Annotated in this window: 8 protein-coding genes, 1 tRNA gene and 1 other RNA gene; 2 read left to right on the top strand and 8 right to left on the bottom strand. The window is 72.0% G+C overall.

The genetic code is table 11. From position 1 onward, the window contains the following. Position 1: 1 nt before the first annotated feature. Together ACQPZF_RS01275 and ACQPZF_RS01270 are read right to left on the bottom strand one after the other, a co-directional pair. On the bottom strand, positions 2 to 1,009 hold the full coding sequence (locus ACQPZF_RS01275) for an ABC transporter permease (RefSeq protein WP_433267363.1): 1,008 nt from the start codon (positions 1,007 to 1,009) through the stop codon (positions 2 to 4). 31 nt (positions 1,010 to 1,040) lie between these two features. Continuing rightward, positions 1,041 to 2,723 (bottom strand): ABC transporter substrate-binding protein, encoded by a 1,683-nt coding sequence (locus tag ACQPZF_RS01270; RefSeq protein ID WP_433267361.1) that lies wholly within the window; start codon positions 2,721 to 2,723, stop codon positions 1,041 to 1,043. Between the two features lie 229 nt (positions 2,724 to 2,952). Here ACQPZF_RS01270 and ACQPZF_RS01265 point away from each other — a divergent pair, with 229 nt between their 5' ends. Then, a complete protein-coding gene (locus ACQPZF_RS01265; protein ID WP_433267359.1) occupies positions 2,953 to 6,201 on the top strand; it encodes a BTAD domain-containing putative transcriptional regulator in 3,249 nt (1,082 codons plus the stop codon). 8 nt (positions 6,202 to 6,209) lie between these two features. On the opposite strand, the gene ACQPZF_RS01260 is transcribed toward ACQPZF_RS01265, so the two are convergent. The 5 genes from ACQPZF_RS01260 to ffs all read right to left on the bottom strand — a co-directional run bounded on the left by ACQPZF_RS01260 (position 6,210) and on the right by ffs (position 10,023). Continuing rightward, positions 6,210 to 6,695: a uridine kinase family protein gene (locus ACQPZF_RS01260; RefSeq protein ID WP_433267357.1), complete on the bottom strand. Its 486-nt coding sequence runs from the start codon at positions 6,693 to 6,695 to the stop codon at positions 6,210 to 6,212. After that, on the bottom strand, positions 6,692 to 7,285 hold the full coding sequence (gene recR, locus ACQPZF_RS01255; protein WP_433267355.1) for a recombination mediator RecR: 594 nt from the start codon (positions 7,283 to 7,285) through the stop codon (positions 6,692 to 6,694). Before recR ends, ACQPZF_RS01260 begins: the two co-directional genes overlap by 4 nt. Then, positions 7,285 to 7,611 carry a YbaB/EbfC family nucleoid-associated protein gene (locus ACQPZF_RS01250; RefSeq protein WP_433274383.1) on the bottom strand — a complete coding sequence of 109 codons (327 nt, stop codon included), beginning with the start codon at positions 7,609 to 7,611 and terminating at the stop codon, positions 7,285 to 7,287. The genes recR and ACQPZF_RS01250 overlap by 1 nt, the downstream gene beginning before the upstream one ends. 68 nt (positions 7,612 to 7,679) lie before the next feature. Further along, entirely contained in the window at positions 7,680 to 9,896 is a 2,217-nt protein-coding gene (locus ACQPZF_RS01245; RefSeq protein ID WP_433267353.1) for a DNA polymerase III subunit gamma and tau, read from the bottom strand. Between the two features lie 32 nt (positions 9,897 to 9,928). Then, positions 9,929 to 10,023, bottom strand: an RNA gene (ffs, locus tag ACQPZF_RS01240) — signal recognition particle sRNA small type. 186 nt (positions 10,024 to 10,209) lie between these two features. Between ffs and ACQPZF_RS01235 the strand changes: the two genes are divergently transcribed. Continuing rightward, positions 10,210 to 10,294 (top strand) — tRNA-Ser (locus ACQPZF_RS01235). Between the two features lie 52 nt (positions 10,295 to 10,346). Here the strand turns inward: ACQPZF_RS01235 and ACQPZF_RS01230 are convergent. Continuing rightward, the gene (locus tag ACQPZF_RS01230) at positions 10,347 to 12,788 is read right to left on the bottom strand and encodes an endonuclease/exonuclease/phosphatase family protein (RefSeq protein ID WP_433267351.1); all 2,442 of its coding nucleotides are present in this window, start codon (positions 12,786 to 12,788) and stop codon (positions 10,347 to 10,349) included. Positions 12,789 to 12,799 lie beyond the last annotated feature (11 nt).

Below are 12,799 nucleotides of genomic sequence, written 5' to 3'. Positions count from 1 at the left end.
GCTACCTCGTCCTGATCCGCGGGTCGATGAACGCGTACGAGAGGTCGACCAGGAGGTTGACCACCACGTAGACGATCGTGGCCATGATGATCAGCAACAGCAGCACCGGGTAGTCACGGCGCTCGAACCCGATCGCGAGCGCCTGCCCGACGCCCGCGAACGAGAACACCTTCTCGGTGAGCACCGCCCCCGCGAGCAGCGCGCCGGTCTGGAGGCCGATCGTGGTCACCACCGGCAGCATCGCGTTGCGCAGCACGTGCCGCCGCCGGATGACCGGTGCGGTGAGGCCCTTGGACTCGGCCGTGCGCACGAAGTCCTCGTCGAGCACGTCGAGCACGGCCGCGCGGGTGATCCGGAAGACCACCGCGAACGGGATGGTCGACAGCGCGACCGCCGGCAGGACCAGGTGCTCCAGCGCGTCGAGCGCCGCGTCCCACTCCTGCGTGATGATGCCGTCGAACACGAAGAAACCGGTCACCCGGGTCGCGCCGAGGGCGGCGTCCTGGCGGCCTTCGGTGGGCAGGCCCAGCGCCGCGGACAGCACGTCCTTGAGCACGTAGGCCAGGAAGAACACCGGCACCGCGACCCCGATCAGCGAACCGGCGACGCTGAGGTTGTCGAACCAGCCGCCGCGCCGCTTCGCCGCGAGGTAGCCCAGCGGGATGCCGAGCGCGATCGCGATCACGATCGCCAGGAAGCTGAGTTCGAGGGTGGCGGGGAACCGCTGGAGGAAGATCTCCATCGCCGGGTCGCCCTGCTGGACGCCGGTGGAGACGCCGAAGTCGCCGGACAGCGCCCGGCCGAGGAACTTGAAGTACTGCACGACGATCGGCTGGTCCAAGCCGAGCTGTCGGGTGAGGGCTTCCTGCTTCTCCGGCGTGGCGCGCTCTCCCAGGAGGGCCGAGACCGGTCCTCCCGGGAGAGCGCGGAGCCACGCGAAGAGCAGCAGGGACAGCACCAGCACCACGCCGACTAGCTGGATGAGCCGTCGGATCGTGTAGCGGAGCATTGAGCTACCCCGTTGTCTCTATCCGTAGTGGTCAGCCCTTGCTGGCGTTGCCGAATCGCTCGTCGGTCAACGGGCTGGGCGTCACACCCTGGATCTCCTTCCTGAAGACCAGCGCCGGCGGGGAGTGCGAGATCGGCACGGCCGGCAGGTACTCCTCCACGATCTTCTTGTTCAGCTCCTGGTACAGCGCGGTGCGCTTGGTCTCGTCCGGCTCGGCGTTGGCCGCGCCCAGCTTGTCCGCCAGGTCCTTGCCCCACGGCGACGCGCCGGTGTTGAACCGGTTGTCGGTGCGGCCGAAGAACGTGCCGACCCAGTTGTGCGCGGTGCCGTTGTCACCGGTCCAGCCGAGCAGGAAGACGTCCGGGATGCCCTGGTCGACGTCGGTCAGGTAGCCGCCGTTCCACGGCTTGCTCACCGTGTCCAGCTTGATGCCGGCCTTCTCCAGGTCGGACGCGATCGCGCCGTACAGGTCCTTCGGGCTCGGCATGTACGGGCGGGTGACCTCGGTCGGCCAGTAGAACTTGAGCGTCAGGTCGCTCGCGCCCGCCTCGGCGAGCAGCGACTTCGCCTTCTCGGTGTCGAACTTCGTCGCGGTCAGCCCCTTGTCGTAGCCGTTGACCAGCGGCGGCATGAACTGGGTGGCCACCGTGGCGCCCTCGGGGAGCTGCGACTTGACGAGCTGGTCGCGGTTGATGGCGTGCATCAGCGCCTGGCGGACCCGGAGGTCCTGGAGCTTGGGGTTGTTCTTCTGGTTGATGCCCAGGTAGAGCACGTTGAACGCCGGGCGGACCTTGACGTCGAAGCCGTCGGACTTCAGACCGGCCCAGTCCGCGGCGTTCGGCAGGTCGTAGCCGTCGATGTCGCCCGCCTTGAGCGCCTGCTTGCGCGCGGTCTCGTCCGGGATGATCCGGAAGACGACCTTGTCCAGCTTGGCCTTGGTGCCGTGGTAGTCCTCGTTGCGGACGAGTTCCACGACGTTGTTGGCCTTGTCGAACTTGCTGAACTTGAACGGCCCGGTGCCGGTCGGGTGCTCGGTGGCGTACGCCGGGAAGGTGAAGCTGTCACCGGCCGCCACGACGTTGTCCGCGTCGTACTTCTTCAGCGCCTCGGGGCTGGAGATCGAGAACGACGTGAAGCCCAGCACGGACGGGAACTGCGAAGTCGCGCTGGTCAACTCGATGACCGCGGTCTTCGGGTCCTTCGCCGTGCACGACTTGAACAGCGACGGCTTGTCCGGGGTGTCCGCGAAGCCGCCGAAGTTGTCCAGCCAGTACTGCGAAACGGCGTCGCTCTGGCTGCTGCCCTTCTGGTTGTACCAGCGGTTGAAGTTGAAGCAGACCGCTTCAGCGTTGAACGGAGTGCCGTCGTGGAATTTCACATTTTCTTTCAGTGTGAACGTCCACGTCTTGCCGTCCGGCGTCGGTTCGTACTTGGTCGCCAGCGCGGGCTCGACTTCGGCCGTGCCGGCCTTGAAGCCGACCAGGCCCTCGTACATCTGGCGGGACACGCGGAAGGTCTCGCCGTCCGTGGCGTAGAACGGGTCGAACAGCCGGGGAGCACCGGCCGCGCCGAAGGTCAGAGTGCCGCCGACCTTGCCGGAACCGGAATCGCCACCGCGTTCGGATTGCGCGCAGGCGGACAGTGCGAGCGCGGCGACGCCGGTCAGGCCGATCGCGGCCGTCCAGCGGCGCCGGGCCGTTCGGGAATGAGCCATCAAACACCCCTAGTGGAAATCCGGATCTCACGGTGTGGTCAGCGACCCTAACCGGTCACCACAACCCTTCAGCAGTAACGCAGGTCACGATCCGGCCACGTGAATCGGCATTCTCCTACTTCTGGCGCACATGTGCTGACCCATCGTGACGACGACACATCGGGCAAACGCTCTCCTACGCTGTACAACGGACAACAGAACCCGCACGCGCGCGGAGGGGAGGTCGGGGATGGGCCCACAGGTCGAGTTCCGCGTCCTCGGGCCGTTGCAGGTGCTGGTCGACGGCGAGCAGGTGGTGGTCCGCGCAGGTCGGCAGCGATCGCTGCTGGTGTCGCTGCTGATGCGCGCCGGGTCGAGCGTGTCGGTGGACGAGCTGGCCGAGCACATCTGGGGCGCCGACCCACCCGCGCGGGCTCGCGGCACGCTCCAGACCTACGTGATGAGACTTCGGCAGGTCCTGGGGCCGGCCGTGCCGATCCGCACCGTGCCGGACGCGTACCTGATCGACGTGGACGAGCGCACCATCGACGTGGTCCGCTTCGAGCAGCTCGTCGAGGAGGGCGAGCAGGAGCGGGCGGCGGGCAGGCTGGAGTCGGCGTCGGCGATCTTCACCGCCGCCCTGGGCCTGTGGCGCGGTCCCGCGATGGTCGACGTGCCCTCGGAGGTGCTGCACCGCGACGAGGTGCCCCGGCTGGGCGAGCGCCGGCTGCACGTGGAGGAGCGCCGCGTCGAGGTCGACCTGGAGCTGGGCAGGCACGCCGAGCTGATCCCCGAGCTGTACCGGCTGACCAGCGAGCACCCGCTGCGGGAACGGCTGTGGTCGCAGCTCATGGTGGCGCTGTACCGGTCGGGGCGGCAGGCCGACGCGCTCGGCGCGTACCGCAAGGTCAGCGGCCTGCTGGCGGACGAGCTGGGCATCGACCCCGGCGACGAGCTGCGGCGCGTGCACCAGCAGGTGCTCAGCGGCGCGCCGGCGCTGGACCTCGGCTCGGCGGCGCCGGTGCGGCGGGAACGGGTGGTGCCGTCGCAGCTTCCCGCCGACATCGGCGACTTCGTGGGCCGCGAGCAGGCCGTCCAGCTCATCGAGGCGCTGCTGCGGACGGCGCAGGGCGTGCCGGTGGTGACGCTGGCCGGGCCGCCCGGCGTGGGCAAGACGGCGCTGGCCGTGCACGCGGCGCACAAGATGCGGCGGTATTTCCCGGACGGCCAGCTATACGTGAACCTGCGCGGCTACGCCCAGGGCCCGCCGCTGAACGCGGTGGACGTGCTGCCCCGGTTCCTGCGGGCGCAGGGCGTGCCGCCGGAGTCCGTGCCGCTGGACCAGGACGAGCAGGAGGCGATGTTCCGGTCCCGGCTGACCGACCAGCAGGTGCTGCTGGTGCTGGACAACGCGGCCAACGCGGAGCAGATCCGGCCGCTGCTGCCGGGCTCGCCGGGCTGCGCGGTGCTGGTGACCAGCCGTGACACCCTGCGCGGGCTGGCGGTCAGCCACGCGGCGTCCAACGTGCGGCTGGACGTGCTGGACAGCGAGGAGACCAGGGCGCTGCTGGCCGGGATGCTCGGCGAGGACGTGGTGGCGGAGCAGGCGTCGGCGGCCGACGAGCTGGCCGAGCTGTGCGCGCACCTGCCGCTGGCGCTGCGGATCGCGGCGGCGAACCTGCTGTCCCGGCCGGAGACGACCATCGCCTCGTACGTGGAGGAGCTGCGGGCGGGCAACCGCCTGGCGGCGCTGGCCGTGGAGGGCGACGAGCGGGCGGCCGTGCACGCCGCGTTCGACCTGTCCTACACCGCGCTGAAGCCCGAACTGGCGTCCCTGTTCCGCCTGCTCAGCCTCGCTCCCGGCGACATCACGCCGGACGTGGCGGCGGCGCTGGGCGGCCTGACCACGCAGGACGCGCGGCGGCGCCTGGACCGCCTCGCGACGGCGAACCTGGTGGACAACCACGTGCCGGGCCGCTACCAGTTCCACGACCTGCTGCGCGACTACGCGGCCGAGCGGCTGGCGTTCGAGGACGGCCCGACGGAGAGCGCGCAGGCCCACCGCAGGTTGCTGGACTGGTCGATCCGGTCGGTGGACAACGCGACCGACACCGTCAAGGCGACCCTGATGAGGCTGCCCCGTGACGCGGTCGAAGCCGGCGTCGCGCCCCGGCTGTTCTCCACGCCGGCGGAGGCGCTGGCGTGGCTGGACGCGGAACGGGCGAACCTCGTCGCGCTGGTGCTGCACTCGACGGACCGGCAGCCGGACAGCGACTGCTGGCAGCTCGCCGACGCGCTGCGCCGCTACTTCTACGCCCAGGGCCTGCCCGTCGAGTGGCTGGCGACGGCGAAGGCCGGCCTGTCCGTGGCGCAGGCCATCGGCGACCCGGTGGGCGAGGTGGCGATGCTGTCGTCGCTGGGCGTCCTGTACTGGGCGATCGGCCAGCACCGGGTGGCGGTGGACTACTTCCGGCGGGCCATCCCGATCCAGCAGCGCACCGGCGCCGCGCCCGCCGCCGAGGCCGCCGTGCTGGCCAACCTGGGCGGCGTCTACATCGACCTGGGCGAGCTGGAGCAGGCCGCGGACTGCCTGGAACGGGCGCTGGTGATCACCCGCGGCATCGGCGCGTTGCAGCAGGAGGGCATCGCCCTGCTCAACCTCGGCGGCGTCTACCTGCAACTGGGCCAACTGGACCGGGCGGTGTCGTCGTTCGAGGGCTCGCTGGACGTCGGCAACCGCCTGGGCGTGTGGATCACGCAGGCCGACAGCTACCGGGCGCTGGCCGAGGTGTACCTGTTCCAGGGCCAGCCGGAACGCGCGGCGGAACTCTACGAACGGGCCGGCGACCTGTACGAACGGGCCAGCGCGCGGGGTTTCGCGCACATCCCGCACGAGGGCCTGGCGCACACGTACGTGATGAGGGGCCGGCTCGCCGACGCGATCTCCGAGGCGTCCCGGGCGTTGGCCATCGCCGACAACCTCGGGAACCTCAAGGGCGTGTGCGACGCGAAGAACGTCCTGGGTGAGGCGCTGCACGGCAGCGGCCGGTACGGCGAGGCGGTGGAGCGGCACACCGAGGCGCTGCGGATCGCCGAGGAGACCGGCTACCCGTGGGGCATCTGCGCGGCCCGCCGGGGGCTGGCCCTGGCCCACCGCGCGGCGGGCCGGCTGGACGAGGCGAGGTACTCGGCCAGCCAGGCGTTGGACAGCGCGGTGCGCTACCGGCTGCGCCTGGCCGAGGTCGAGGTGCTGGCGCTGCTGGGCAGGGTGCGGCTGGACCAGGGCGACGTGGCGGAGGCCCTGGACTTCGCGCGGCGCTCCCTGGAACTCAGCCGCTCCACCGGCCAGCGGTTCGTGCAGGCACGTGCCGCCCACCTGGCCGGCGACGCGACCGAGGACCCCGCCGCCGCCCGCGCCTACTGGTCGACGGCCCTGGAGTGGTTCACGGCCATCGGCGCGCCGGAAGCAGCCCTGGTGCAGGCCGCCCTGGACCGCTGAGCTTCGGGTCAGCTCGTCGTGACGACCCGATCGGCCCGCGCCCGCGTCCCGTCGACCGCGAACCAGCCCCGCTCGAACGCCTGCCACCGCACGAGGTGCGCCCGGCTGCCCTCGCCGTCCCGCGCCACGGCCCGTTCCAGCCGCGTCCGCTCGTCCGGCAGCTCGACCCACACCGCCTCGTCCAGCCGGTCCGCGATCGACCGCCGAGCCGCCGACACACCCTCGATGACCAACACCGCCGGCGGCGCCACGGTCACCGGGTCACCCAGCCGCGGCCAACCCTCGGACCAGTCCATGCGCCGGTACCGCGCGACCCGCCCGGCCCACAGCGGCTCCAGCACCTCGGCCACCAGGCGCGGCCACCACGACACCGGGTCGGTCCAGGTCGCGAAGTGGTCGGTCGGCACCACCGTCGCGCCCAGCTCCACCGCCAGCGACGCCGCGTAGGTCGACTTGCCCGACCCGGACGGCCCGTCCACCGCGATCAGCCTCACATGCTGCGCCGGCCGGACAGCGCACGACCCAGGGTCAGCTCGTCCGCGAACTCCAGGTCGCCGCCCATCGGCAGGCCCGACGCCAGCCGCGTCACGGTGAGGCCGGGGAAGTCGCGCAGCATCCGCACCAGGTAGGTCGCGGTCGCCTCGCCCTCGGTGTTCGGGTCGGTGGCGATGATGATCTCGTTGACCTCGGTGCCGATCCGGGTCAGTAGCTGCCGGATGCGGAGCTGGTCGGGGCCCACCCCGGACAACGGGTCCAGCGCGCCGCCCAGCACGTGGTAGCGGCCCTTGAACTCGCGGGTCCGCTCCACCGCCAGCACGTCCTTCGGCTCCTCGACCACGCAGATCAGGGTCAGGTCGCGGCGCGGGTCGCGGCAGATGCGGCAGGTCGCCTCGGCGGAGACGTTGCCGCACACCTCGCAGAACACCACGCCGTCCTTCACCTTCTGCAAGGCGTCCTGGAGCCGGCCGATGTCGGCCGGGTCCGCCGCGAGCAGGTGGAAGGCGATGCGCTGCGCGCTCTTGGGACCGACGCCCGGCAGCCTGCCGAGTTCGTCGATCAAGTCCTGGACGGGCCCCTCGTACATCAGCCGAGCAGCCCGCCGAGACCACCGAGGTCGTCCAGGCCGCCCATGCCGGACGCCAGCGGGCCCATCTTCTGCGCGGCCAGCTCCTGCGCGGCGCGGTTCGCGTCCCGCACGGCCGCGACGACCAGGTCGGACAGCGTCTCGACGTCGTCCGGGTCGACCACCTTCGGGTCGATGGCCAGGCTCTTCAGCTCGCCGCCGCCGGACACCACGGCGGTCACCAGCCCGCCGCCCGCGGTGCCGGTCACCTCGGCTTCGGCCAGCTCCTGCTGGGCGGCGGCGAGTTGCTGCTGCATCTTCTGCGCCTGCTGGAGGATCTGCTGCATGTTCGGCCCACCGGGTTGCACCGCGGGTTCCTCTCCGTTGGGGTTTGCCACCAGGGTAGCCGCGCGGATCAGCTCTTCAGCGGCCGAGCACCCAGCTCGTCCGCGAGCAGCTTGAGCACGACCGCCTCCGGGTCGGGCTGATCACCCGCCTCACCCGGCCGGGCGGCCTCCGCGAGCATCTCCTCCTCGTCCACCGGCTCCGGCGGGAGGGGCTCATCGGGCTCCGGCGGCTCGGGCGGCGGCGGGACGTCGTCGGCGGGCGCGGACCGGCCCGGCGGGGCCTGCCGGGTGGACTCGGGCGTGCGGGCGGCCTGGCTGGGCCGGGTGGGCGCGGGCCGCTGCGGACGGGTCGGCGGAGCGGACCGCGCGGGCGCGGCGGCGGCTTCCCCGTGCACGCACCGCACCTGCCACGTGCCGCCGAGGACCTGGCCGAACGCCGCCGCGATGGCATCGGCGTTGCGCGACTCGGCGAGTCGGCGGGCCAGCGGGGCGGACGTGTGGGCGAGCGTGATGGTGCTGCCGTCGACGTCCGAGACGGTCGCGTTGGTGAGCATCGCCTCCGTGCTGCGCGACGTCGTGCGCACCACACCCAGCAGCTCGGACCACCGCCGCCGGACTTCGGCCACGTCGATACCGGAGGCCGGCCCGCCCGCTCTGTCTTCGGTGCCGGCCGCGCCGGAAGACGGCGGCGCGTCGGGCACCGGCTCGCTCACGGGGGCAGCGGGCTCGGGCGCAGGGCTCGGACCGGCCTCGCTCGGCGGCGGTGTCGGAGCGGACTCGCTTGGCGCGGCCTCACCCGCCGGACGGGTCGGCGCGGGCTCACCCGCCGGGCGAGTCGGCGCGGCCTCACCCATCGGACGGGTCGGCGCGGGCTCGCCCGCCGGGCGAGTTGGCGCGGCCTCACCCGTCGGACGAGCCGCGCTCGGGACCGCTTGCGGCGGAACCGACTCGGCAGGCGACGTGCCCGCCCGCTGCGAAGGCCGCTGGAAGGTCCGACCACTGTCGCCCGCGGCACCCCCGCCCGCGGGGCCGTCAGCGCCACCTCGGACCGGAGCGGAACCACCACCAGCCGGAGCGGAACCACCAGCCGAATCAGGGCCACCGGCCGGACCACCAGCACCAGCCGGCGGCCCGTACTTCTCCAAGCGCTCGACCCGTTGCAGCACAGCGGACTCCGCGTCACTGGCCGACGGCAGCAGCATCCGCGCCGCCACCAGCTCCAGCAGCAGCCGCGCCGCGGTCGAGCCGCGCATGTCCGTCAAACCCTGGTGCAGCACCTCCGCCCACCGGGTGACCGTCGCCGGCCGGGTCGCCGCGCGCTGCGCGACCATCTTCGCCACCACGTCGTCCGGCGCGGACACCAGGCCACGGTCCGCCGCGTCCGGCACCGCGTGCAGCAACACCAAGTCCCGCAACCGGTCCAGCAGGTCCGACGCGAACCGGCGCGGGTCGTGGCCCGCGTCCACCAGCCGGTCGATGGTGCCGAACACGGCCGACCCGTCGCCGGCCGCCAGACCGTCCACCACGTCGTCGATCAGCGCCACGTCCGTCACGCCGAGCAACGAGATCGCCCGCTCGTAGGTCACACCTTCGGGGCCCGCGCCGGACAGTAGCTGGTCCATCACCGACTGCGTGTCCCGCGCCGACCCGCCGCCCGCCCGGATCACCAGCGGGAACACCGACGGCTCGACCGCGACGCCCTCGGCGGCGCAGTTGCTCTCCAGCAGCGACCGCATCGCCGACGGCGGGATCAGCCGGAACGGGTAGTGGTGCGTCCGCGAGCGGATGGTGGGCAGCACCTTGTCCGGCTCGGTGGTCGCGAAGATGAAGATCAGGTGCTCCGGCGGCTCCTCCACGATCTTCAGCAGGGCGTTGAAGCCCTGCGTCGTGACCATGTGCGCCTCGTCGATGATGAACACCCGGTAGCGCGACTCCGCCGGCGCGTAGAACGCCTTGTCCCGCAGCTCGCGGGCGTCGTCCACGCCGCCGTGCGACGCGGCGTCCAACTCCACCACGTCGACGCTGCCCACGCCGTTGGGCGCGAGCCCGACGCACGAGTTGCACTCGCCGCACGGATCGGGCGTCGGCCCGTTCACGCAGTTCAGCGACCGCGCCAGGATGCGGGCGGAGGACGTCTTGCCGCAGCCGCGCGGCCCGGAGAACAGGTACGCGTGGTTGACCCGCCCCGCCCCGAGCGCCGTGCGCAGCGGGTCGGTGACGTGCTCCTGCCCGACCACCTCCGCGAAGGTGGCCGGCCGGTACTTGCGGTAGAGGGCGAGCGCCACGGTGGGAGACCCTACCGAAGGGGTCCGACAGAAAAAGGGGACCCCGTGCACCCACCAGAGCCCGCTTATCCTTGCTGCCTTCCGGCCCTGGGGAGGTTCGCGAGATGTGTGCCGCACGAGGTCCGCGTCAAGTGTAGCCGGTCGCCCCGCCCGGCCCGCCGACAGGTGCACCGTCCCTCCAGCCGGCCCGGTGGCGCGCTCCCGACCGAGGCCGTTGCGGACCTGCGCGCCGCCACCCCGGTGCTCGTGCTCCAACCGAAGTCTTGACCAGCCGTTTTGGTCGGCCATCACTCCGTTGGGTAGGCTCTCCGGCGGAGGATTCGCATAGCGGCCTAGTGCGCACGATTGGAAATCGTGTTGGGTTAACCCCCTCACGGGTTCAAATCCCGTATCCTCCGCGGCGAACGGCCCCGCCCGGATTCCTCCGTGCGGGGCCGTCGGCGTTTCCACCTACCTCGGCAGGCACTCCAGGAGTTCTTCCAGGAAGAACACCATCCGGTCGGCCTGGGCGTTGCCCGTGCTCGGCCGCAGCTTCACGACCTGCGGGTCGTGGTCGCTGGCCTGGTCGGCGAACTCGGCGTTGACGTGCACCACGTCGTACCGGTACCGGTTGATGTTGGCGCTGATCAGGATGTGGTCCAGGGTCTGCGAGTTGCCGTCGAAGACGTAGCTGTACCGCTCCGCCTCCGGCAGCGTCGAGATCAGGTCCACCACCGCGCCGCCCGCCGTCAGCGTCGCGACCGCCGGCGAGAACTGGTAGTCGTTGATGTCGCCCGCGAGCACCACGTTCGCGCCCCGGTCGACGGCCTTCACCTGGTCCACGAACGCCCGCAGCGCGGCGGCCTGCTGACCGCGCTGGACCTCCGAACCGCGGTTCGGCTCCTGGTAGCGACCGTGCAGGGCCTGGTCGCCGCCCTTGGAGTTGAAGTGGTTCGCGACCACGAACACCGTCCGGCCGCGGAACTTGAACTCGCCCGCCAGGGGCTTGCGGCTGTTGTCCCACGCGGTGTTGGCGGGGTCGACGCGGCCCGGCGACGCGGACAGCGCCGCGCGGCCGTGCCGCTTCACCACGGACACCGGCGTGGTCGCGTCGCCACCCGGGCGGTCCACGAAGGACACGCGGGCCGGGTTGAACAGGAACGCCACCCGGATGTTGCCGCCGGGCTCACCGCCGTCGGCCTTGTTCCGCGGGTCGATCTGCCGCCACTCGTAGCGCGGGCCGCCGGCGGCGACGATCGCGTCCACGAACTTGGCGTACGTCGCGTCGGCCGCGACCGTGCCGTCGTCGGTGGCGCCGTTGTTGTCCTGGATCTCCTCCAGCACGACGACGTCCGGCGACGCCAGGTTCTGCACCACGGCCGCCGCGAGCCGGTCGAACTTCGCCTGCGGGTTGGTCGCGGCGAGGTTCTCCACGTTGTACGTGGCGACGGACAGCTCGTAAGGACGCGCCGCGTCGGTCTTCTCCGGCGTGATGCCACCGGAGACGTGTTCGCCGACGGACTTCGTGGCCAGCGTGTAGCCGCCGAAGTTCGTGTACTCGACGTTGCCCACGGTCGCGCCGCGCCACACGTCGCCGACGTTGCTCGCCTGCGGGGTGGCGCTGCCCGCCTTGACCTTGATCCGGCCGCTGTTGGGCTGGTCGTAGCCGAGGTAGATGGTGCCGCCGCGGGCGGTCGGGTGCTGGGTGGGTCTGGTGGTGATCCACGTCTCGCCGAAGCTGTTCGTGGGTCCGACCACGCGGGCGTCGTCGACCTGGACGTACGCGCCTTCGAGGGACTCGTAGTAGTCCTGGCCGTAGGTCGCCGGGTTCAGCTCCAACGCCTCGATGCTGCCGCCGCCCGCGTTCGGGAGGAACCCGTCCGGCGGCGTCAGCACGACCGGAGTCGGCAGGGCGTTGCCCTTGGACACGACGGTGACGGTCACACCGGTGAGTTCGGTGAGCGTCTGGTTGGCGTTGCTCGCCGCGTCACCACCCGGCCGGTACTCCGCGACCGTGCCGCTGACCAGCACGGCGTCACCCGGCTCGACGGTCGGCGCGAGGCCTGCCGTGTAGGCGAACAGGCCCTCGCTGGTGCGCGGGTCGGCGTCCGGGGAGGTGTCCTGGAACCAGAAGCCGCGGTCACCGGTGGCGCGGGTGGCCGTGACGACGCCGGGGACGCCGCCGACCTTCGCGCCGAGCAGCGGCGAGACACGGGTCGTGCCCTGGATGTCGTGGATCCGCTTGTCACCGGGCTCCGGGTCCGGGTCCGGACCGCCGGGCCCCTGGCCCGCGGCGTTGACCGGCGTGGGCGCGCCCACCGTGAAGTCGGCGGAGTTGTCGTCGGTGTCGTCCAGCGCGGGACGCGCGGCGGCCGTCGTGTTGCTCGGGTTGGCGGTCGGCGTGCCTTCGCGGACGACCGTGGCGGTGCCGTAACCGACCAGGTCACGGATCCGCGTGTCGGCCGCGCAGTCGGCGGCGGTCTTGCAGGTGAGCGCCGTGGTGGCGGCGACCAGCGCGACCGTGCCGCCGGTGGCGGACATGGCGATCGTGCCGGTGGCGTCCGGCGCGGGCAGCTCGACGGTGCCGGCGGCACCCTTGGCCTCGGCCACGAGGTACCGCGTGCCCGGCTCGACCGACCCGGTCAGCGGCGTGACCTGCCACTGGCTGGCCGCGCTCGCGCTCGCGGGCAGGTACTGGACGCTCCAGCCGGCGAGCGACACGGGGCTCGTGCTCCGGTTGGCCAGCTCGACGAAGTCCCGGGTGAGCGTCGCCCCCGAGTTGCCCCCGCCGCCGTAGACCTCGGCGATCAGGGCGTCCGGGCTGGGCGCGGCGGTCGCGGGCGTCACCAGGGCGAGCGACACGGCCGAAGCGGCGGCAGCCGCTAAGCCGATGCGGAGCGGAGTGGGTCTCAACGGAATCCTCC

The organism is Actinosynnema sp. CS-041913 (genome assembly GCF_050942485.1).
Lineage (GTDB): Bacteria > Actinomycetota > Actinomycetes > Mycobacteriales > Pseudonocardiaceae > Actinosynnema.
This window is presented reverse-complemented; position numbering and strand designations above follow the sequence as displayed.

What these genes read in the sequence shown, in the direction of transcription:
- ACQPZF_RS01270 (WP_433267361.1), bottom strand. Translation starts at nt 2,723, where the DNA reads ATGGCTCATTCCCGAACGGCCCGGCGCCGCTGGACGGCCGCGATCGGC.
- recR (WP_433267355.1), bottom strand. Translation starts at nt 7,285, where the DNA reads ATGTACGAGGGGCCCGTCCAGGACTTGATCGACGAACTCGGCAGGCTG.
- ACQPZF_RS01275 (WP_433267363.1), bottom strand. Translation starts at nt 1,009, where the DNA reads ATGCTCCGCTACACGATCCGACGGCTCATCCAGCTAGTCGGCGTGGTG.
- ACQPZF_RS01250 (WP_433274383.1), bottom strand. Translation starts at nt 7,611, where the DNA reads ATGCAGCAGATCCTCCAGCAGGCGCAGAAGATGCAGCAGCAACTCGCC.
- ACQPZF_RS01265 (WP_433267359.1), top strand. Translation starts at nt 2,953, where the DNA reads ATGGGCCCACAGGTCGAGTTCCGCGTCCTCGGGCCGTTGCAGGTGCTG.